At 63.9% G+C, this 20418-nt stretch carries 15 protein-coding genes, 1 tRNA gene and 1 pseudogene; 15 read left to right on the top strand and 2 right to left on the bottom strand.

All coding sequences use genetic code 11. The annotated features are described in order from the left end of the window. Positions 1–79 precede the first annotated feature (79 nt). The gene (locus G333_RS0114005; RefSeq protein ID WP_026340974.1) at positions 80–748 is read left to right on the top strand and encodes a bifunctional 2-polyprenyl-6-hydroxyphenol methylase/3-demethylubiquinol 3-O-methyltransferase UbiG; all 669 of its coding nucleotides are present in this window, start codon (positions 80–82) and stop codon (positions 746–748) included. On the opposite strand, the gene ubiG is transcribed toward G333_RS0114005, so the two are convergent. Then, the gene (ubiG, locus tag G333_RS0114010; protein WP_018951386.1) at positions 695–1453 is read right to left on the bottom strand and encodes a bifunctional 2-polyprenyl-6-hydroxyphenol methylase/3-demethylubiquinol 3-O-methyltransferase UbiG; all 759 of its coding nucleotides are present in this window, start codon (positions 1451–1453) and stop codon (positions 695–697) included. The two genes, G333_RS0114005 and ubiG, sit on opposite strands and share 54 nt — an antisense overlap. A gap of 123 nt (positions 1454–1576) precedes the next feature. On the opposite strand from ubiG, the pseudogene G333_RS14410 reads away from it, so the two are divergent. From G333_RS14410 to rlmM, 10 genes and pseudogenes are all read left to right on the top strand, one after another. Then, positions 1577–2189, top strand: a pseudogene (locus tag G333_RS14410) (DUF429 domain-containing protein). 522 nt (positions 2190–2711) lie between these two features. After that, positions 2712–3842, top strand: coding sequence for a cyclopropane fatty acyl phospholipid synthase (gene cfa / locus G333_RS0114020; protein WP_038038489.1), 1131 nt, complete (start codon positions 2712–2714; stop codon positions 3840–3842). Beyond that, positions 3839–5176, top strand: coding sequence for an FAD-binding oxidoreductase (locus G333_RS0114025; protein WP_019628739.1), 1338 nt, complete (start codon positions 3839–3841; stop codon positions 5174–5176). The genes cfa and G333_RS0114025 overlap by 4 nt, the downstream gene beginning before the upstream one ends. Before the next feature lie 217 nt (positions 5177–5393). Further along, positions 5394–5470, top strand: a tRNA-Val gene (locus G333_RS0114030). 148 nt (positions 5471–5618) lie between these two features. Beyond that, positions 5619–7184 carry a phospholipase D family protein gene (locus G333_RS0114035; protein WP_019628740.1) on the top strand — a complete coding sequence of 522 codons (1566 nt, stop codon included), beginning with the start codon at positions 5619–5621 and terminating at the stop codon, positions 7182–7184. Between the two features lie 49 nt (positions 7185–7233). Further along, positions 7234–7782, top strand: coding sequence for an RDD family protein (locus G333_RS0114040; protein WP_018145771.1), 549 nt, complete (start codon positions 7234–7236; stop codon positions 7780–7782). Between the two features lie 49 nt (positions 7783–7831). Further along, positions 7832–9019 carry an NAD(P)/FAD-dependent oxidoreductase gene (locus tag G333_RS0114045; RefSeq protein ID WP_019628741.1) on the top strand — a complete coding sequence of 396 codons (1188 nt, stop codon included), beginning with the start codon at positions 7832–7834 and terminating at the stop codon, positions 9017–9019. A 139-nt stretch (positions 9020–9158) separates the two neighbouring features. Further along, on the top strand, positions 9159–10163 hold the full coding sequence (locus G333_RS0114050) for a class I fructose-bisphosphate aldolase (protein ID WP_018145769.1): 1005 nt from the start codon (positions 9159–9161) through the stop codon (positions 10161–10163). Positions 10164–10619: 456 nt separating this feature from the next. Next, entirely contained in the window at positions 10620–12353 is a 1734-nt protein-coding gene (gene soxB, locus G333_RS0114055) for a thiosulfohydrolase SoxB (protein ID WP_019628742.1), read from the top strand. A gap of 103 nt (positions 12354–12456) precedes the next feature. Next, the gene (gene rlmM, locus G333_RS0114060) at positions 12457–13533 is read left to right on the top strand and encodes a 23S rRNA (cytidine(2498)-2'-O)-methyltransferase RlmM (RefSeq protein ID WP_019628743.1); all 1077 of its coding nucleotides are present in this window, start codon (positions 12457–12459) and stop codon (positions 13531–13533) included. 203 nt (positions 13534–13736) lie between these two features. On the opposite strand, the gene G333_RS0114065 is transcribed toward rlmM, so the two are convergent. Further along, positions 13737–14645 (bottom strand): competence protein CoiA family protein, encoded by a 909-nt coding sequence (locus G333_RS0114065; RefSeq protein WP_026340975.1) that lies wholly within the window; start codon positions 14643–14645, stop codon positions 13737–13739. A gap of 24 nt (positions 14646–14669) precedes the next feature. Between G333_RS0114065 and G333_RS0114070 the strand changes: the two genes are divergently transcribed. From G333_RS0114070 to G333_RS0114085, 4 genes are all read left to right on the top strand, one after another. Next, on the top strand, positions 14670–15770 hold the full coding sequence (locus G333_RS0114070) for a hypothetical protein (RefSeq protein WP_231373049.1): 1101 nt from the start codon (positions 14670–14672) through the stop codon (positions 15768–15770). A gap of 239 nt (positions 15771–16009) precedes the next feature. Beyond that, complete coding sequence (locus G333_RS0114075; protein ID WP_019628745.1) at positions 16010–17989, top strand: class I SAM-dependent DNA methyltransferase; 1980 nt, start codon at positions 16010–16012, stop codon at positions 17987–17989. Beyond that, on the top strand, positions 17986–19404 hold the full coding sequence (locus G333_RS0114080; RefSeq protein WP_019628746.1) for a restriction endonuclease subunit S: 1419 nt from the start codon (positions 17986–17988) through the stop codon (positions 19402–19404). Before G333_RS0114075 ends, G333_RS0114080 begins: the two co-directional genes overlap by 4 nt. Further along, complete coding sequence (locus tag G333_RS0114085; RefSeq protein WP_019628747.1) at positions 19401–20354, top strand: GIY-YIG nuclease family protein; 954 nt, start codon at positions 19401–19403, stop codon at positions 20352–20354. Before G333_RS0114080 ends, G333_RS0114085 begins: the two co-directional genes overlap by 4 nt. The last annotated feature ends 64 nt before the right edge of the window (positions 20355–20418 follow it).

The following is a 20418-nucleotide window of genomic DNA, read 5'->3' on the forward strand; positions in this document are numbered from 1 at the left end:
GGTAGGGTGGCGCATCGCGGTCGGCGCGCTTGCACGGCCCCGCCGCGACAACCCTCCCCTGTACCTGGCGAAAAGTTCCATGCGAAGCGCAATCTATGATTTTCTGATTCTCCGGCTGACGGCGCGCTGGTACGCAGCCGCACTGGATCGGATGCCCGAGGGGGCCCGGGTGCTGGACGTTGGCATTGGCACGGGCGGGGCGTTGCTGGCGAATGCTGGGGACGTGAGGCGTAAGCGGTTGCGCCTGACCGGGATCGATATCGATGGCGACTATGTCCGGCGGGCTCGGCGGCGTCTGGCGGGATCGCCGATTGTGGACAGCGTCGAGGTGTGGAAGGAATCCGTGTATGACCACGTGGCTGGGCCCTACGACGTGGTGTATTTCTCTGCGAGCTTCATGCTGCTGCCCGATCCGGAGCGGGCCCTGCGCCACTGCAAGGGTCTGCTGGCAACCGGTGGCCGGTTCGTGTTCACGCAGACGATTCAACGGCGCACTGTGCGCTGGATGGAGACGCTGAAGCCCTTGCTACGGCGGATCACGACCATCGATTTTGGGCATGTGACCTACGAGGCCGATCTCCGCGCGCAGCTCGCCGCCGCGGATCTGGTGGTGGAGGAATGGAGCGTGCTGGCCACCCATGGGTCGCGCGCTTCCTGCCTCGTGGTGGCGTGTCCGGCGAGCGAAGACGCCGGATTAGGCAGGGGGCTTGCGCGCCAGGATCATGTAGTTAACGCTCATGGATCGTGACAACCACATCCGGCGGTTGAGCGGATTTACCTTGACCCCTGTCTGCGCCGCGGGTTCCAGGCCGTCCCGGGCGAGCAGCTCCCGTGTTTCCCGCGGCGTCACAAAGCGCTTCCATTGATGGGTGCCCCGGGGCAGGATGCGGAACAGGTACTCGGCGCCGACAATCGCCACCACGAATGAGACCGGACTCCGGTTGATGGTGGCCACAAAGGTGTGGCCGCCGGGGCGGAGCATGCGGTTGACGCTCCCCATGAACGCGGGCAGGTCCGCGACGTGTTCGACCACCTCCATGTTGAGGATCACGTCGAAGGCTTCCCCGCGTGCGGCGAGGGCCTCGGCGGTGTTGACCTCGTAGCGGACATCCAGGCCTTGTTCTTCGGCGTGATGCCGCGCTGCGGCGATGTTGCGGTCGACGACATCCACCCCGAGCACGTCCGCGCCCAGGCGGGCCATCGCCTCGCTCAACAGGCCGCCGCCGCAGCCGATGTCCAGCATGCGCAGGCCGGCCAGGGGGTGGTCGGCTTCCGGGTCCCGTCCGAGCGAGTGGCAGAGCTGATCCCGGATGTAGTCGGTGCGCAGGCGATTCAGCACGTGCAGGGGCCAGAGTCTGCCATCCGGTTGCCACCACATCTCGGCCAGGGCGCGGTAGCGCTCCACCTCGATGGGATCGACGGTTCGGTCGCGTTCAACATTTGGAGCGTTCATCGGGGCCCTACTCACAATTCCGGTAGCGATCTCTATCGGACCATGCGATGCCGAGTTTGATCGCACCCCGCTGCGATCGATGCGATCGTGGGTCCTCTGGAGTAGGGGACCGAGGGATTTCGAATGGCGCAGATGATCATCGGGGTGGACCTGTCCGGCCCGGGGAGTTCCTTGCATACGTCGGTCGCTGTGTTCCGCGAACAGGGCGGGGGACTCCAACTGACGGAGCTGCTTGCGGGAGCGAACGACCAGGCCATTCTGGACCAGGTGCCGGCCGGCGCGATTGTGGGGCTGGACGCACCACTGTCGTATTCCGCCACCGGCGGCAGCCGCGAGTCGGATCAGGCCTTGCGCCGTCTGGCTGTGGGGCTGGACCTCCCCGCAGGAACCGTAATGGCCCCGTCGGCGCCACGTATGGCCTATCTGACGCTGCGCGGTGTGGCCGTCAGCCGAATGCTCTGTATGGAACGCCCGGATGCGCGAGTGGTGGAGGTGCATCCAACCGTGGCCATGGCCCTGCGAGCGGCCCCTGAAGAAGGATCCGGCGGCGCGCCAGATACTGCTCGCGTGGCTTGAAGCGAGGGGACTGGCTGGTGCGCAGGACCTTGGGGACGCCAGTGACCACTCGGTGGCCGCCTGTGCCGCGGCCCTGGCCGCCTGGCAGTGGAGCCAGGGCAAGGCCGCGTGGAGCTATCCGGCGCAGCCGCCATTGCATCCTTTTGACTTTGCCTGCTGAGCGGACCGTGTCCTCTGGAAATGTCCCGGGAGCGGGCGAAGTTTTGACCATGACCATATCGAGGCAGCGGTTGGTTTTGGATCCGGGAAATCGACGCGGCTGCGCAGGCCAATCCCGTCGTTCAGAAGACTTCGGCCCGCCCTCTGGATAGCGATAACACCCATCGGATGAACGCCGTTCGGGGCTTGATGCCGAAACCGTATCTGCACCACTTGATCAAATGAATGGATCTCTCGGTTTGGAGATTGTGCGTACCGGCAGAGTGGCCAAGCAGGAAACGTTGTTCGCGTCATCCGGTAGGCCGTCGGCAGGTCGTCCTCGAATGCACTGGCTGGAATCTTGAATGATAGTGTCGTTGCAGTGGCGAAGGGCGCGTGGCACTGGAAAACCCTCGCAGTGACATGCTATCCACAGTAGCCTGAGTTTTGCATGGGGCCATGGTCTTGCGCTTCTCGAGTGGCAGGCCCTGCGCTCAGGCCGGTGCCGCAAGCCGGCCATCCGATTTCTGCAAGGAGCACGAACATGTCAGCAAGACAACAAGTCACGCAGCTGTTGCGTAGCGCTGACGTCGAGGTCGGGGGCGAGCGTCCCTGGGATGTCCAGGTCCACGACGAGCGGCTGTATCGGCGGATTCTGGCCGAGGGGTCGCTCGGCGCCGGCGAGGCCTATATGGAAAGCTGGTGGGACACCGAGCGGCTCGACGAGTTGTTCTTCCGGATCCTCCAGGCCAGCCTGGACGACAAGGTCCGTACGCCGTCGGTACTTGGCCAGGTGTTGCTGAGCTGGCTCGGCAACGAGCAGAGTCGCCGGCGCTCGCGGCGGGTCGCGGAGCAGCACTACGACCTCTCGAACCGGCTCTACGAAGCCATGCTTGGGCCGACCATGCAGTACACCTGCGCCTATTACGGCCCCGACGGGGCTGACGCGACCCTGGACGCGGCTCAGCGCGCGAAGCTGGACCTGATCGCGCGCAAGCTGCACCTGGAGCCGGGTATGCGCGTGCTCGAACTGGGCGGCGGGTTCGGCGAGCTGGCCCGGTATCTGGCCGCCGAGCACAGCTGCGAGGTGGACAGCTACAACATCAGCAGCCAGCAGGTGGAGTACGCGAGAGGGCTCTGCGAGGGCCTTCCGGTCGATGTCCGGCAGCAGGACTACCGCGAAGCGGCCAGGGAATCCCGGCAATACGATCGTGTCGTGAGCATCGGGCTGATGGAGCACGTCGGCCCGAAGAACTTTCGTGCCTTCTTCGAACTCGCGCGCTCCCGCCTGAAGCCCGGGGGCCTGATGCTGCTGCACACCATCGGGGGCAACGTCAGCCGTAGCAGCACCGACCGCTGGATCGCCAAATACATCTTCCCCGGTGGCGTGATCCCATCCGAGGCGCAGCTCACTCGGGCCAAGGAGGGGCTGTTCGTGCTCGAGGACTGGCACAACTTCGGCCCGGACTATGACCGCACCCTGATGGCCTGGGACGAAAATTTCGTCGCCGCCTGGCCGGAGCTGAAACAAAGCGAAGGCCTGGATGAACGCTTCTACCGGATGTGGCGCTATTACCTGTTGAGCTGTGCCGGCGCCTTCCGGGCGCGCCAGCTGAATCTCTGGCAACTCGTGCTCAGCCACGGGGATCTGCCGCGTTACGAGCCGGTCCGATGAGCAGCGCCGCCTGGGCCGCCCACCGCAATCGTGTGGAGGCGATGGCCGCGGCGCTGGCCGGGTCGGACGGGCCGGTGCGCCTGAGAAAGTCCACCAGCAACCTGTTCAGGCCGCGCGAGGAGGCCCGCCGGACAGAGATCGACGTGGCTTCGCTCAACCACGTGATCGAGATCGACGCCGAGGCCGGCATTGCCGAGGTCGAGGGCATGACGACCTATGCCGACGTGGTCGACGCAACCCTGCCGCACGGCCTGGCACCGGCCATCGTGCCCGAGCTCAAGAGCATCACGGTCGGCGGCGCGACCACCGGGATCGGCATCGAGTCGGGCGCGTTCCGCTACGGCCTGGTGCACGACACGGTGGACGAGCTCGACGTCATGGTCGCCGACGGTCGCGTGTTGACCTGCTCGCGCGAGCATCGCCCGGAACTGTTCTACGGCTTTCCGAACTCCTACGGCAGCCTCGGTTACGCCACCCGGGTCCGACTGCGGCTGATTCCGGTGCAGCCCTATGTCCGGCTCGAGCACACACGCTTCCGCGACCCCGAAGAACTGTTCACGGCGATCGCCGAGGAATGCGCGCATCCGACCTGTGCATTTCTCGATGGCGTGTACTTCGCCCCCGGCGATTTCGTGCTGACCCGCGCGCATTGCGTGGAATCGCCGCCGGCGGACACCGAGGCCAGCGACTACACCTGGATGCGCCAGTACTGGCAGAGCCTGCGCGAGCGGCGCGAGGATTATCTGAGCATCCACGACTACCTCTGGCGCTGGGACACCGACTGGTTTTGGTGCAGCAGGAATGTCGGCGCCCACCTCAAGCCGGTGCGGCTCCTTCTCGGGCGCAAGCGCCTGTCGAGCGTGACCTACCAGAAGATCATGCGCGCCAGCCGCCGCTGGCCGCTGAGCCTGCTCCATGCGGTTCGCCCGCGCAGCGAGTCGGTGATCCAGGACGTCGACATCCCGATCGCCAGCGCCGCGGCGTTTCTGGCCGATTTCGAGGCCGAAATCGGGATCCGTCCGGTGTGGATCTGCCCATTTGTCGTGCCCGAGGCCGGGTTCTCGTTGTTCCATCTGCGTACCGATACCGCGTACATCAACTTCGGCTTCTGGGACATGGTCCGCTCCAGCGAGCCCGACGGTTATTACAACGCTCGGGTCGAGGCACTGGTCGCGAAACACGGCGGCAAGAAAAGCCTGTACTCGCGCAGCACCTACGACGAAGCCACCTTCTGGCAGAACTACGACCGCCCGGCCTACGAGGCCCTCAAGCGCGAATGCGATCCCGAAGGACGCTTTCCGGGACTCTATGAAAAGGCGGTGCAACGGGGCTGAGGCCGGTTGGGTCTCGAGGCCGGAACCGCTCGTCCACACCCTGGTGCGTCGCGCGCTGGGAAACCGCGGCGACCGGCAAGAGCGCGATCGACGGTCAATGCAGCGTTGCGCGTCCAGGGTGCCGTGGGCCGACCCCGTTAACGCGGCACGCAAAATGAGTTAACGGATGCTTTGACAGGGGGCGGGGAGTCGGTAGAATACGCGGCTCGAAGACGACAGGCGCGTAGCTCAGCTGGTTAGAGCACTACCTTGACATGGTAGGGGTCGTTGGTTCGAGTCCAATCGCGCCTACCAATTTGTTGAAAAAAGCGAGTCAGGGTCCGCCCGGCTCGCTTTTTTTATGCCTGGGCGGGCGGTATCGACAGGGCGCGTACGCGGCGTCAGGCTGGCAACGGGCGTGCTATTTGATAAAGGGGGCATCGCGTCGGGCGATTGCTTGTTCATGCGTGATTCGTACCGGTTTTCCTGGCTTCTGGCAGTGCTGCTGTTTCTGGCACTCGCGGCGGGTTGTGCGCCGTTGCAGCCGGCGCCGGAACGCGGATGGCAAGCGCTGGAGCCCCCCGCCTCAGAAGGACCGCTAGCGGAGTGGCTGGAAGGATTTGCGCCGGCCCGCGATCAGGGCAAGACGGGATTCCGGCTGCTGGACGAGGGGGCCGAAGCCTTCCGCTGGCGGGTGATGAGCGTGCGCATGGCGCGCGAACGAATCCAGGTGCAGGCCTATATCTGGCGCGACGATGCTGCCGGACGGGTGTTGATGGGCGAATTGCTCGGGGCGGCCGATCGTGGCGTTCGGGTCTCGTTGCTCCTGGATGACGTCGACGCGCGTGGGCGGGACGCGACGCTGGCCGCGATTGCGCAGCATCCGAACGTTGAGGTTCGGATCTTCAATCCCTTCCGTACGCGCGAGGGCCTGCTGCGGGCCAGTGCCGAGTTCTTTTTTCGTGGTAGCGACCTGAACCACCGGATGCACAACAAGGCCTGGGTGGTGGACGGGCGCCTGGCGATTACGGGCGGGCGCAATGTCGGGGACGAGTACTTCGAGGCGAGCCCCGATTACAATTTTGCGGATCTGGATCTGGTGGTGGTGGGGCTGCTGGTGCGCGAGATCGACCGGTCGTTCGTGGAATTCTGGAACAGTCCGGGCGCGATCGGAGTCGAGCGCGTTGCGCGAAAGGACGGTTCGCCGGAGCGTCTGGCAATGCAGCAGGGGTCCTTGCGGGCCTGGCTGGCGCAGAATCACACCCATCCCCTGATGCAGATGGAACCCCTGAATGGGCAACCGGTGCCGCAGCCGATTGCCGACCCGGCGGCATATGTGTGGACGACGCAAGCCGAGTTCGTGGTCGATGACGAGGCCAAGGCGCGTGCACGAGGCGATGGCTCGCGCGTTGCGGACGCCCTGGGTGAGCGGCTGCTGGGGGTGGAGAAGGAACTGCTGATCGTCTCGCCGTACTTTGTGCCGGGGCGCGACGGGACGGCCCAGCTGTCGCGGATGAGCGAGTCGGGGGTGCGTGTACAGGTGCTGACGAACTCGCTGGCGGCCAACGATGTGGCCTTTACCCATGCCGGCTATGCGCGACGGCGACATGCGTTGCTGGATGCACGCGTCGAGCTGTTCGAGCTGCGTCCGACCGGGCCGCCGCGCTGGGCTCGCCTGGAGCGCGATCGCGGCATCGACGCCTCGCAGGCCAGCCTGCATTCCAAGCTGCTGGTTTTCGACCGCGAGGAGGCCTTTGTCGGCTCGTTCAACCTGGACCCGCGCTCGGCGCATACGAACAGCGAGTCCGGTGTGTTCCTGTCCGAGCCGGTTTTGGTGGAGCAGCTGGCCGCGCTGCATCAACGGGGGATTCGGCCGCAGGTGGCCTACCGGGTGGAGCGGGATGCATCCGGTGGTCTGGTATGGCGGGACGGTTCCGGAAATGCCTACCGCCAGGAGCCCAAGGCCGGTCTGTGGCGTCGGTTTGTGTCCGGGATGACCCGGATCCTTCCCGTCGAGCCGTTATTGTAGGCGGACCGTCCCGGCGAGAGCGCGCAACATAAAGGGAGAGCGAGACATCATGGATTGTGGACAGTGTGGCAAGCAGAACCCGCCAGAGGCGCGGTTTTGTATTCAGTGTGGTGCGCCACTGGCGGCCGGAGTCGGTAGTGACGACGGCCCGCCCGAGGCGCGCGCAGCCTACGGTGGCTTCTGGGTGCGCGTGGGGGCCTATCTGCTGGATGCGGTGATTATCGGTGTGCCGCAGATCGTGGCGCAGGCGCTGATCAGTCCGGAGACCCTGGCTGCGCGCGGGCCGGATGATCCCGTGCCGCCGGGGGAGGCGGCCTGGTTTCTGGTGAATGTTGTGGTGGCCTGGCTGTATTGGGCCGGCATGCACAGCTCCCAGTACCAGGCGACGTTGGGCAAGATGGTGTTCGGGCTGCGGGTGGTGGACTTCCAGGGCGAGCGGATCTCGTTCCTGCGTGCGACCGGGCGGCATTTCGCGACCATCCTGTCCGGGCTGATCCTGATGATCGGCTACATCATGGTGGCCTTTACCAAGCGTCGGCAGGCCTTGCATGACCTGATCGCGCAGACCCTGGTGGTGCGCAAGGAGTGGGTGCGCTGATTGTGCCAGGGACGACGCCCGACTCCCGGTTCGAGCCGCAGCGCGCGCCATGAGTGAGGCGGCGAAGCATTTCGATGTGGTCGTGATCGGGGGCGGAGCGGCCGGGCTGATGTGTGCCCTGACGGCGGGCGACCGCGGGCGCCGGGTGCTGGTGCTGGACCACGCCAACCGGGTCGGGAAGAAGATCCTGATGTCGGGCGGCGGCCGCTGCAACTTCACCAACATGTACTGCGAGCCGGAGAATTTCATCTCCGCGAACCCGCATTTCGTGAAGTCCGCGCTCAGCCGCTACAGCCAGTGGGACTTCGTCGCCCTGGTGGACAAGCACGGCATTCCCTACCACGAGAAGAAGCTGGGCCAGCTGTTCTGCGACCATTCGTCGAAGGATATCGTGCAGATGCTGCTGGACGAGTGCGCCGCGACCGGAGTCACGGTGCGCACGGACACGCCGGTGACGGATGTGGAAATGGGCGCGCCGCACCGCCTGCGGGCCGGTGCGGAGGCCATTGTCTGCGAGTCGCTGGTGATTGCCACGGGGGGGTACTCCATTCCGCGCATGGGGGCCACCGGATTCGGGCTGGACCTTGCGCGTTCGCTGGGGCTGCCGGTGCAGCCAACCCGTCCGGCCCTGGTGCCGTTTACCCTGAGCGGGCGGCCCCTGGAGGAGCTGGAGGGGCTTTCGGGGGTGGCGCTGGATACGGTGACGACGGCCGGGGGCATGGGGTTTCGCGAAAATCTTCTGTTCACGCATAGGGGGTTGAGCGGTCCGGCGGTGTTGCAGGCGTCGTCCTACTGGGAGGAGGGGCAGGCGGTAGCGATCGACCTGTTCCCGGGCATTGATCTGGCGGCGCATTTGCGCGAACTGCGCGAGCAGCGTCCGAAGCTGGAGCTCAAGAGTGTGCTGGGCGAGCAGCTGACGCGCCGGGTTGCGCAGCGCTGGTGCGAGCTGTGGGTGGAGAACCGGGCGCTGGAGCACTTGAGCAACGCGGATATCGAGCAGGTAGTGGCCGCTTGTCAGCCATGGACGGTGTGGCCCGCAGGGACCGAGGGTTATCGTACGGCGGAGGTCACCCTGGGCGGGGTGGATACCGCTGCGCTGTCATCCAAGACGATGGAGTGCCGGACGATCCCGGGACTTTACTTCATTGGCGAGGTGGTGGATGTAACCGGGCACCTGGGTGGCCACAACTTCCAGTGGGCTTGGGCCTCCGGACACGCCGCGGGCGAGTACGCCTGAGCGGTTTTCGTGCGCCGAGCACACGGCCTTTCGTGTTGTTCCGGAAACTGTGGTGGGGTTTTCCCTGTCGGGTTGGAAGAACCCGCGGAGGGTGACTACTCTTCGAAGGCAGTCCCACGCAGAAATGCAAGGAGCAGGCATGAAGATCGATCAGTTGGTAGAGACGGCCGAAGCGATGGTGGCCCCCGGCAAGGGCATCATCGCCATTGATGAATCCACCGGGACGATTGCCAAGCGCCTGGGCGCGGTCGGTGTCGAGAATACCGAGGAGAACCGCCGCACGTACCGCGAGCTGTTGCTGACGACGCCGAAGCTGAAGGAGTACATCTCGGGCGCGATCCTGTATGACGAGACGCTTCGCCAGTCCACTCGTGACGGCAAGCCGTTCGTGGACGTGATGAACGAGGCCGGCATCCTGCCCGGCATCAAGGTCGATACCGGCGCGAAGGATCTGGCCGGCTTCCCCGGGGAGAAGGTGACCGAGGGCCTGGACGGGCTGCGCGAGCGGCTCGAGGAGTACGCTCGGATGGGGGCCCGGTTTGCCAAATGGCGCGCGGTCATCACCATTGGCGAGACCATGCCCACGGATACCTGCATCGAGTCGAATGCGCATGCCCTGGCACGGTATGCCGCACTGTGCCAGGAGCACGGGATCGTGCCGATCGTGGAGCCGGAGGTCCTGATGGATGGCGACCATGACATCGAGACCTGTTACGGCGTGACCGAGGCGACCCAGCGGGCCGTGTTCCGGGCGCTGTACGAGCATCACGTGCTGCTCGAGGGCACCATCCTCAAGGCCAGCATGGTGCTGCCGGGCAAGGACTGCCCCGAGCAGGCCAGTGTCGAGGACGTCGCCCATGCGACCCTGCGCTGCCTGGAATCCGCCGTGCCGGCGATCCTGCCGGGGGTGGTATTCCTCTCGGGCGGGCAGAGCGACGCCGATGCCACCAATCACCTGGACGCCATGAACCAGATCGGTGGGACACCGTGGCCGCTGTCCTTCTCCTATGGCCGTGGCATGCAGCAGGCCGCGATGGAGCTTTGGGGCAAGGATCCCGCCGCCAATTTCGAGAAGGCCCAGCAGACGGTGTTCGAGCGCGCCCGGGACAACGGGCTGGCGGCCCAGGGAAAGTACGGGGCCTGAGGTCGCCGCCTGCCAACCGCGGTGCGCAAGCGCGGCAAACGGATCGCCGTATATATTGATCTGGATCAAGAAAGACCGTCGGAAGGCTGGCTAGCCTGAGATCGTCGGATCCGATCCTCGGCCTAGCAAGGGATGCACGATCCCCCAGCGTGCGCTGCGGGCCGATTGCTTCCGACGGTGTATGTCGCGTCTTGGCCTGCTATCTCCGGATAGCAGGCTTTTTTGTGTCTGCACCGGTGCGAAATGTGACGGGCGTTGCAAAAAGATGGAAATTCGCCAACACTCAGGAAATTGAGTCTTTTGCTCCCGATCTCCATCAAACATCGCGAAAATACGCTGTTGTTGTGTCCATTCCCCCATCCGGTTCGGGGAACATTCGCGGTGGCCGTGCGTCGTGAGCTTGGTAAGGGGTGCGATTGGCGTCCCGGATAAAACCAAGCCACCAAGGAGATCCATATGAGTCTTACGCGCAGAGAGTTTCTCGAAGCCATGGTCGCGGCCAGTGCCGCCGGCTTCTCGATGAATGCCTGGGCAGGCGAGAAGGGGTCCTGGAAGCCGGCCGATGCAAACATGTACGACCTGCCGAAATTCGGCAACGTGTCGCTGCTGCACTACACCGACTGCCACGCGCAGCTGAAACCGGTGCACTTCCGCGAGCCGGACGTGAACATCGGCGTGGGCGACATGCAGGGCAAGCCGCCGGTGCTGGCCGGCAAGGAAATGCTGGAATATTTCGATATCCAGCCGGGCACGCCGTTGGCGCATGCTGTCACCCATATGGACTTCAAGTATGCGGCCGAGAAGTACGGTCGTCTGGGTGGGTTCTCCCATCTGTCCACGCTGATCCAGAAGCTGCGCGCGGATCGCCCGAATTCCCTGTTGCTGGATGGTGGGGATACCTGGCAGGGCTCCGCCACGTCGCTGTGGACGAACGGGCAGGACATGGTCGATGCGCAGAAACTGCTGGGCGTGGACATCATGGTCGGCCACTGGGAGTTCACCTTCGGCCACGAGCGGGTGATGGAGATCATCGAGAACGACTTCAAACCCAATAACATCGAGTTCCTGGCGCAGAACATCGAGGATCGCGACTGGGGCGACCCGGTCTTCGAGCCCTATACCATCCGCGAGATGAATGGCGTGCCGGTCGCCGTGATCGGCCAGGCGTTTCCCTATACATCCGTGGCCAACCCCGACTACATGTTCCCGGACTGGAGCTTCGGCATCCGCGACGAGAACATGCAGCGCATGATCGACGAGTGCCGCGAGAAGGGCGCCAAGATCGTGGCGATCCTGTCGCACAACGGGATGGTCACCGACATGGAGATGGCGCGTCGCCTGCGCGATGTGGACATCATCATGGGCGGGCACACGCATGACGCGGTGCCGGGCGCGATGGAGATCGAGAATGCCGGTGGCGAGACCACACTGGTCACCAATGCCGGCTCCAATGGCAAGTTCCTTGGCGTGATGGATCTGGATGTGACCGACAGCGGCATCCGCGACTACAAGTTCACCCTGCTGCCGGTGTTCTCCAACCTGATCGAGGCGGACGCCGAGATGGAGGAGCACATCCGCACAGTGCGCGAGCCCTATGAGGACAAACTGAATGAAGAACTGGCCGTAACCGACGGTGTTCTCTACCGCCGCGGCAACTTCAACGGTACCTTCGACGAGGTCATCATGGATGCGATGATCAAGGAAATGGATGCCGAGGTGGCCCTGTCGCCCGGCTTCCGCTGGGGCATTAGCGTCCTGCCGGGTTCGCCCATCACCTTCGAGGAGTTGATGACGCAGACCGCGACCACCTATTCGGAGACGCAGCGCAACGAGATGACCGGTGCGCAGCTGAAGAATGCCCTGGAGGACGTGGCCAACTCGATCTTCAATGCCAACCCCTACCATCACCGCGGCGGGGACATGGTGCGGACCTCCGGCATCGAATACACCATCGATCCGCACGAATCGATGGGTAGCCGCATCAGCGACATGCACATCAACGGTGAGCCGCTGGACCCGGACAAGAACTACGTGGTGGCCGGCTGGGCCAATGTCCACGAGCCGCTGGATACCGATCCGGTCTGGGAGGTGGTCGCCGGGTATCTGCGTGATCGCGAAACCATCAGCCCCGGCAAGCCCTATCTGCCGAAGCTGAAGAACGTGGCGGGTGATCCTGGCCTGGATCGCTGATCGGCGTTTGGCTTGGCCCGCGCAAGCGGTCCGGGTAGTCTCGCAGCCGCCGTGCACCATTCGGGTGTGCGGCGGCTTTTTTGTGTGGGAGAGGGGTTCTGGGATGGAAGCGAGCGGATCAGGCTTTTCCGGCCTGCTGCTGTATTGTCGCGCGGGCTTCGAGGCGGACCTGACGGCCGAGCTGACCGACCGGACAGCGCGCGCGGGGCTGGGTGGTTTTGCGCGGGTGCAGCCAGGCAGCGGGTACGTCCACTTCGAGCCGGCCGGTTGCACGGTGGAGGCGCTGGCGCGCGCATTACCGTTCGAGGAATTGATCTTTGCGCGGCAGGTCTTTCCGGCGTTGCCCGCACTCGAGCGCCTGGATCGCGCGGATCGGCTGACGCCCATCATCGAACAGGCGTTTGCAGCCGGATGCCCGGTGGATTCCATCTGGCACGAGATGCCCGATACCAACGAGGGCAAGGGCCTGCGCCGGTTGATCAAGGCCGTGGAACGCCCGCTGGCCTCCGTCCTGCGCAAACGCGGGGTACTGCGGGCGCAGGCAGGCGGGCTGCGCCTGCATGTGTTCTGGCACTCCGGCGACTGCGTGCAACTGGGCCTTAGCCGGCCCGGCGAGCGCAGCGAGTGGCCGGGCGGGATCTTGCACCTGCGCTCGCCGCGCGAAGCACCCAGCCGGTCGACCCTGAAGTTGGAGGAGGCCTGGCACACCTTCATCCCGCGGGATGCCTGGGACGCGCGCCTGGCGCAAGGCATGCAGGCCGTGGACCTGGGGGCAGCCCCGGGCGGCTGGACCTGGCAGTTGGTGCGGCGCGGTATGTATGTGCATGCAGTAGACAACGGGCCGATGGATGCCCCGTTGATGGCAACCACCCAGGTGGAGCACCACCGCGAGGACGCCTTCTCCTGGGTGCCACCGAAATCGGTCACCTGGCTGGTCTGCGACATCGTGGACAAGCCCTCGCGGGTGGCCGCACGCATGGCGGACTGGCTGGAGGCCGGCTGGTGCCGCGAGGCCATCTTCAATCTCAAGCTGCCGATGAAACAGCGCTGGCAGACCGTATACGACTGCCTCGACCACATCGAGGAACGCCTGCTGGATGCCCGAATCGCCCACCAGATGCGAGCGCGCCAGCTCTATCACGACCGCGAGGAGATCACCGTGCATGTAGAGCGGGGCTGAGTCGGGTTCTACTCGCCCTGGACCGTAATCGTGAGCTTGCGCGAGTGGGCGGCGCCAGCGGTGCTCCCAGATATGGTTCGTGGGATCAACGGTCGTACCCTGCGTTAGGTTGACCGAAAGCCGCGATTCGCCCTAGACCGCGCACCAACTGTCGGTAGAGCCGCATCGGCCGTCGGGTTGAACGTACAGCGCGAATATGGCGCCTATTCGCGCTGAGCGCCCCCCTCGCGCAGGGTTTCTTCGAGTAGTGTCTTCACGCCGGACGGAAACGACCAATTCGTGTATCGGGGTTTCCAGCGACCACCAAGGTTCCGGGCGGTTTCCTTAAGCCGTGCGTTGAGATCTTTGTCGAAGGCCGACCACAGCGTGATACCCCAAGGGTAAGTGCGGATTACGATGGGCACGCCATCCCAACGCCATTTTTCCTGGTCGGGTTTCGTCTTGCTGTCTGAGGTTTCCGCCGGAACAGCCGGCTTGCGGGCGTTCTCTCGAATTTGTTCAAGGATTGGATGGTAGAGCCACACCCGGTTAAGAGGGTCCTCCAGAACTTGCTTGCGCAGCAGCTCCCAGCTCCATTCAAGATTCGGATCGCCTGCCAAGTGGATTTCCATGGCGGGATGTCCAAGGTTGGCCAGGAGCTGTCTTTTCTCCGGGTCTGCGAAATGGCTGACGGCGACCTCGATCAGGATCGGTTGGCCGGCGTACTCAGCGACAACGTCCGCGCGGATCAGCCCGGAGGCAAGGGTCACTTCGGGCTTCGGGTCATGAAGGTGGGCAACCCCCTCGGGCGGCATCCATGCGCCGTCAGAGTCGCTCGGTTCACACTCCAAGCTCGTTCGTTCTCGCTCAAGTGGGGGCAGGGTGATCCATCTTTCTTGCAGGAGGATCTGCTTGGCCGCTTGATGCAGTGCGCTCTCTCCGGTGCCCCCGCAGTCCGCGCCGCTGCTGTGGGCGAAGTGCCATTGCCGTACCTGACCCTGCCGCGCGATGACGACCTCGCCGCACTCGGGGCAGCTGCAGCCGCAGGCCTTGCCCTTGGTAACGTCGTGGATGGAAACGATCTGGCCCGCGTTGTTGCGGGCAAAGGACTGCAGTAGCGTGGACTTCTCCATGGTGACCTCCAGAAGGACCTGTTTATGGAACACTCAGAGGCAAAGTTGGCTTCGATTGCCGCGCCCAAACAGGGAGTAGAAACCGGAAAAACCGGTTTTCATGAGCGCGCGGCGGCTCGCAAGCTGCTGGACATCTCCGAGGAATGGCTGGCTTCGGAGTCGAAAACAAACCCCGTCAGGCTCCTGCGCTGCCTATGCGAAATGACAGCAGAGTCCGAGGGCTCGGAAGAACCCTGGTGTACCAACAAGGCCTTGGCTCAATGCGCGGTTCGCGGGGGAGCAAGTGCCTCGACGTGGGGCGTCGGATCCGATGGCGGTATCGACGATCGGGAATCCGCAAGAAAGGCAGTCACGAACGCATGGAGGGAGGTGGAAGACCTTTGGTCAAGGAAGTCGCAAGGAGTGGAAGAGCGATTCAGGGATGCGGGTTGGCCGTCCTGTCCGCGACCCGAAAAACAGAAGAGTCAGGGCGGGAGAAACAAGCCAACTAAGTACTTCATCAAGCTGGATCCGATTTCCGAGTCTGAGGGGCCTTCGGACTCCCTGCCTGACACCGTCTCACCGTACGGGGTGCGTTACTACACTGAAGATCTTCAACTCGGACGGGGGGCTAGAGCCGCCTTGGTGCGTGGCTGGCCGATCACGGGTTGGCGAGCGGTTCTGACGGGATTCCTCATCTTTCTCGTTGTCTCACTGGGTGCTGTTGGAGCCTGGGTGTCGCTGGTGTCGATCGCTCAGGCGTCCACTACCGGCCACGTCGTTGCCGTGGCAATGGTGGCGGCGCTGGCGGCAGGACTGGCTTGGTGGGTCGTAGGGCCGCTGGAAAAGCTCTCTCGAAACCGGATCGCCCTGGCTCCCTTCTGGATGCAACGCGCCACCAGCGGCTGGGATGACCGTGTGCTGGAACTGCGCCCGGACTTTGCCCATGGAGTGAACCGTCTCTATCTCGCCCATTATTCGGCCGATTGCCCCATCTGCTCCGCACCGGTACATGTCGCCGCCGGTGGTCGCGAGTTCTATGGGCGATTGGTCGGGCGTTGTGCGGCTTCGCCTGCTGAGCATGTTTTCTCGTTCGACCACGTGACGCGGACGGGCCTGCCCCTGCGAAGACATATCCAGCTCTGATTGGGCGCTGGTTCCTCTCATAGCGATAGGCCGAGTTTCGCGATCCGTCACGTACGAATGTGCGGCTCAGGTAAGCCCGCGATGGACGGCGGCTGCCTACGCCATGAGCGTCCACAAGGAGGTATTGCCGTTGGCCACGTCGGACGCTGATCGCGCTGAGCGCTCATTGCTGCAACAATCGCGTGGGGATTGTGGCTGGGGGTAAGCCGCATATCGAGTTCATTGAGGGAGAGCGGTAGTTGAATACGGAGAATCATTCGGAGACGGCGGCGTGGATCTGGTCGGTGGCGGATCTGCTGCGGGGGGACTTCAAGCAGTCGCAGTACGGGCGGGTGATCCTGCCGTTCACGTTGTTGCGCCGGCTGGAGTGCGTGCTGGAGCCGACCAAGGACGACGTGCTGGCCGTGGCCAGGGAGCACCAGAACAAGCCCGACACAGTCCGTGAGCAGATACTGCTGCGGCAGGTCGATCAGCCATTCTTCAACACCTCGCCGCTATCGCTGGGCAGTCTGTCAGACACGCAGACGGCCGTGGACCTGATGAGCTACATCGAGTCCTTCAGCACGCATGCGCGCGAGATCTTCGACCACTTCCATTTTGAGGATTTCGTCGAGCAGCTCGCGTCCAACAACCTGCTGTATCAGGTGGTGCAGCGCTTCGCCGCCATCGATCTGCGCCCGGCGCGCATCACCAACTTCGGCATGGGCCTGATCTTCGAGGAGCTGATCCGCAAGTTCGCGGAGAGCTCCAACGAGACGGCGGGGGAGCACTTCACCCCGCGCGACATCGTGCACCTGACCACCTCGCTGGTGCTCACCGGACAGGAGCACAAGCTTAAGCCGCACAGTATCGTCACCGTGTACGACCCGACGTGCGGTACCGGCGGCTTCCTGTCCGAGAGCGACGAATACGTCCAGCAGATCAGCCAGGACGTGACCGTGTCCCTGCACGGGCAGGAGCTGAACCCCGAGTCCTACGCCATCTGCAAGGCGGACATGCTGGTGAAGGGCCAGGACGTCGAGAACATCAAGCTCGGCAACACCCTCTCCGACGACCAGCTCGACGAGCTGCAGGCCGATTTCATGCTCGCCAATCCGCCGTTCGGGGTGGAGTGGAAGAAGGTCCAGAAGCAGGTCACCGACGAGCACAACCACAAGGGCTTCAACGGCCGCTTCGGCCCCGGCCTGCCGCGCGTGTCCGACGGCTCGCTGCTGTTCCTGCTGCACCTGGTCAGCAAGATGCGCGACCCGCGCAAGGGCGGCTCGCGCATCGGCATCATCCTCAACGGCTCGCCGCTGTTCACCGGCTCCGCCGGCAGCGGCGAGTCGGAGATCCGGCGCTACCTGCTGCAGCACGACATGGTGGAGGCCATCATCGGCCTGCCGACGGACATGTTCTACAACACCGGCATCGCCACCTACATCTGGGTGCTGAACAACAACAAGCCGGCCGAACGCCGTGGCCGGGTGCAGCTCATCGACGCCACCGATCGTTACGCCAAGATGCGCAAGTCGCTGGGCTCCAAGCGCCAGTACATCGACGACGCCAACATCGACGCGATCGTGCGCACCTACGGCAGCCTGGAGGAGAGCGACCAGAGCAAGTTCTTCCCCAACGAGGCCTTCGGCTACCGCCGCATCACCGTCGAGCGCCCGCTGCGCCTGAACTTCCAGGCCAGCCCCGAGCGCATCGAACGCATGCTGGCCGAGAAGCCGATCCAGAAGCTGGACGAGACCACCCGCCTGGGTGTGCAGGCCGCCTGCGAGCGGCTGGACCCCGAACGCGTCTACACCAACCGCGAGGCCTTCCTGAAAGATCTGAAGGCCGAGCTGAAGGATCTCGGCATCAAGCTGGGCGCGCCGGCCCTTAAGTCCATCTGGAACGCACTGAGCGAGCGCGACCCGGAAGCGGACATTTGCACCGACAATAAGGGCAACCTGGAGTCCGACAGCGACCTGCGCGATACCGAGAACGTCCCGCTGGGCGAGGACGTGTTCGACTATTTCGAGCGCGAGGTGAAACCACACGTCCCGGACGCCTGGATCGATCAGGATAAACGCGACGAACAGGACGGCGAGATCGGCATCGTCGGCTTCGAGATCCCCTTCAACCGCCACTTCTACGTGTTCCAGCCCCCACGCCCGCTGGAAGAGATCGACGCCGACCTGAAGGCCGTCACCACCCGCATCAAGCAGATGATCGAGGAGCTGTCGGCGTGAGTTTCCCGAAGTATCCCGAGTACAAGGACTCCGGTGTCGAGTGGCTGGGCGAGGTCCCGGCCCATTGGGAGGTGAAGCCGCTCAAACATGTCGCGACTTACAACGACGATGTTTTGGCGGAGAGCACCCCGGACAATTTCGAGATTAAGTATGTCGAGATCTCGGACGTCGACGAGCACCGTGGTGTTGTCGGATGGTCGGTGCATACGTTCGCCTCAGCCCCGTCGCGGGCGAGAAGGGTGTTGAGGCATGGCGACGTTCTGATATCCACCGTTCGGACATATCTCCGAGCGATCGCGCCTGTCATACAACCGCCGGCAAACCTTATTGGGTCCACTGGCTTCGCCGTGATCCGCCCTGGTTCCACAGAGCTCCGATCCGGCCTCCTCGGTTATGCGCTGCGCGCGGAGGGCTTTATATCGGAGGTCATTTCGCGCTCAGTCGGAGTGAGCTATCCGGCGATAAATGCTTCCGACTTGGTAAGCATTGGGGTTCCGGTTCCTCCGCTCGCGGAACAGTTAGAGATTACCTCCTTCCTCGGCCACCAGACCGCGAAAATCGATAAGCTTATCGAGGAGCAGCGGCGGCTGATCGAGCTGCTGAAGGAGAAGCGGCAGGCGGTGATCTCCCACGCCGTCACCAAGGGCCTCGACCCCAACGTGCCCATGAAGGACTCCGGCGTCGAATGGCTGGGCGAGGTGCCGGCGCATTGGACAGTCGCCGCGTTACGTTGGTACGCGACTATCCAGGGCGGTCTTGCCAAGGGAAAGAAATATGGGCTGGATGAACCAGTGGTCTCGCGCCCTTACCTTCGTGTCGCAAATGTTCAGGATGGGCACTTCAATCTCTCTGTGGTTCATGATGTCGCCGTCGGATTGTCTGAGGTAAGCCGTTATGAGCTACGGGAAGGCGACGTGTTGATGAACGAAGGGGGGGATAGCGACAAGTTGGGCCGTGGCGCGGTTTGGCAGGGGGCAATTGAGGGCTGCTTGCACCAGAATCACGTTTTCGCAATACGACCAAACAGACACCTGTCTGCGACGTGGCTCTCGATGTTCACGCGGAGTGATTCTGCTAGGTCATACTTTTACCTTTACTCAAAGCAAAGCACGAACCTCGCATCCATTTCGTCGCGCAATGTCATGGCATGTCCAGTTCCGATTCCCCCGATCAAAGAGCAGCGGGAAATTCTCGGTCGGTTATCCGACGCTTTGGTCCAGATTGATGGGTTGATGGACGAGACGGAGGGAGCGATGGCGCTCCTGCAGGAAAGACGCTCGGCGCTCATCTCTGCCGCTGTCACCGGCAAGATCGACGTATGCGGCTGGTCGGCCGGGGCCGAGGCGGAAGAGTCGGAGCTGGCGATGGTCGCCGAGGAGTCGGCCGGGTATTCGGCGCAAGGCGGTGCGGCATGACCCAGGGCCGCAGCATCCGCCTGTTTCTGGTCGACGGCACGCCGCACGGGCTGCTGACGGCGGAGATTATGAACTGGACGGGGCATGTGCTCACCGGGCCGCGCGGTAAGCTGAGCGAGCTGGTGCAGCGCCCGGAGTGTGGTCGCACCGGTGTCTACTTTCTGGTGGGGCCGGATGCCGAGAACAGCGTGCGCCCGCAGGTGTATATCGGCGAGTCGGATGATGTCGGTAAGCGGCTCAAGCAGCACAACCGCACCGAGGATCAGGGCGGCAAGGACTTCTGGGAGAAGGTCTGCCTGATCACCAGCAAGGACCAGAACCTGACCAAGGCGCACGTAAAGGTCCTGGAGAGCCTGCTGATCCAGCAGGCCCACCGCGTGGGCCGCTGCACCCTGATCAACGGCACCCGCCACGACTACATCGGCCTGCCCGAGGCCGACCAGGCCGACATGGCCTTCTTCCTCGAACAGATCCGCACCGTGCTGCCGGTGCTCGGCTTCGAGTTCCTGCGCGACGCCAGCCGACTACCGCCCTCCCGGGACGCGGTGGAGGAAATGCGTGATGGCTTCTCCGAGGCGGGGGAATCGCCTCAATTCCGCCTGACCTTCCCGAAATTCGGTATCACCGCGTACGGACAGGAGCTTGATGGCGAATTTTTTGTGCTGGAGGGGTCCCTGGCCCGGGCGGAGTGGACTGCCCCGGGACATAACTATCAGCGCCTTTACCAGCAACTTTTGGAAAATGGTGTGCTGGTCGAAGATGAGGGTGGCCAGCGGCGGTTCTCCCGGGACTACGCCTTCCCCAGCCCCAGTGCAGCGGCAGCGGTGGTGATTGGCCGTTCAGCTAGCGGGCGTACCGAATGGAAGCGGGAGGACACGGGCCAGACCTACGGCGAATGGCAGGAACAGTTGGTGGCTGAAGCTGCGGACCCTCGAGCAAAAGGAGCCTAGCTGGCCATGCGTCGGGTGTGGAAACCACGATCAGTTCGCTCGGACAAAGCGCTGTGCATCTGAG

The organism is Thioalkalivibrio sp. AKL10 (assembly GCF_000381845.1).
GTDB classification, from domain to species: domain Bacteria; phylum Pseudomonadota; class Gammaproteobacteria; order Ectothiorhodospirales; family Ectothiorhodospiraceae; genus Thioalkalivibrio; species Thioalkalivibrio versutus.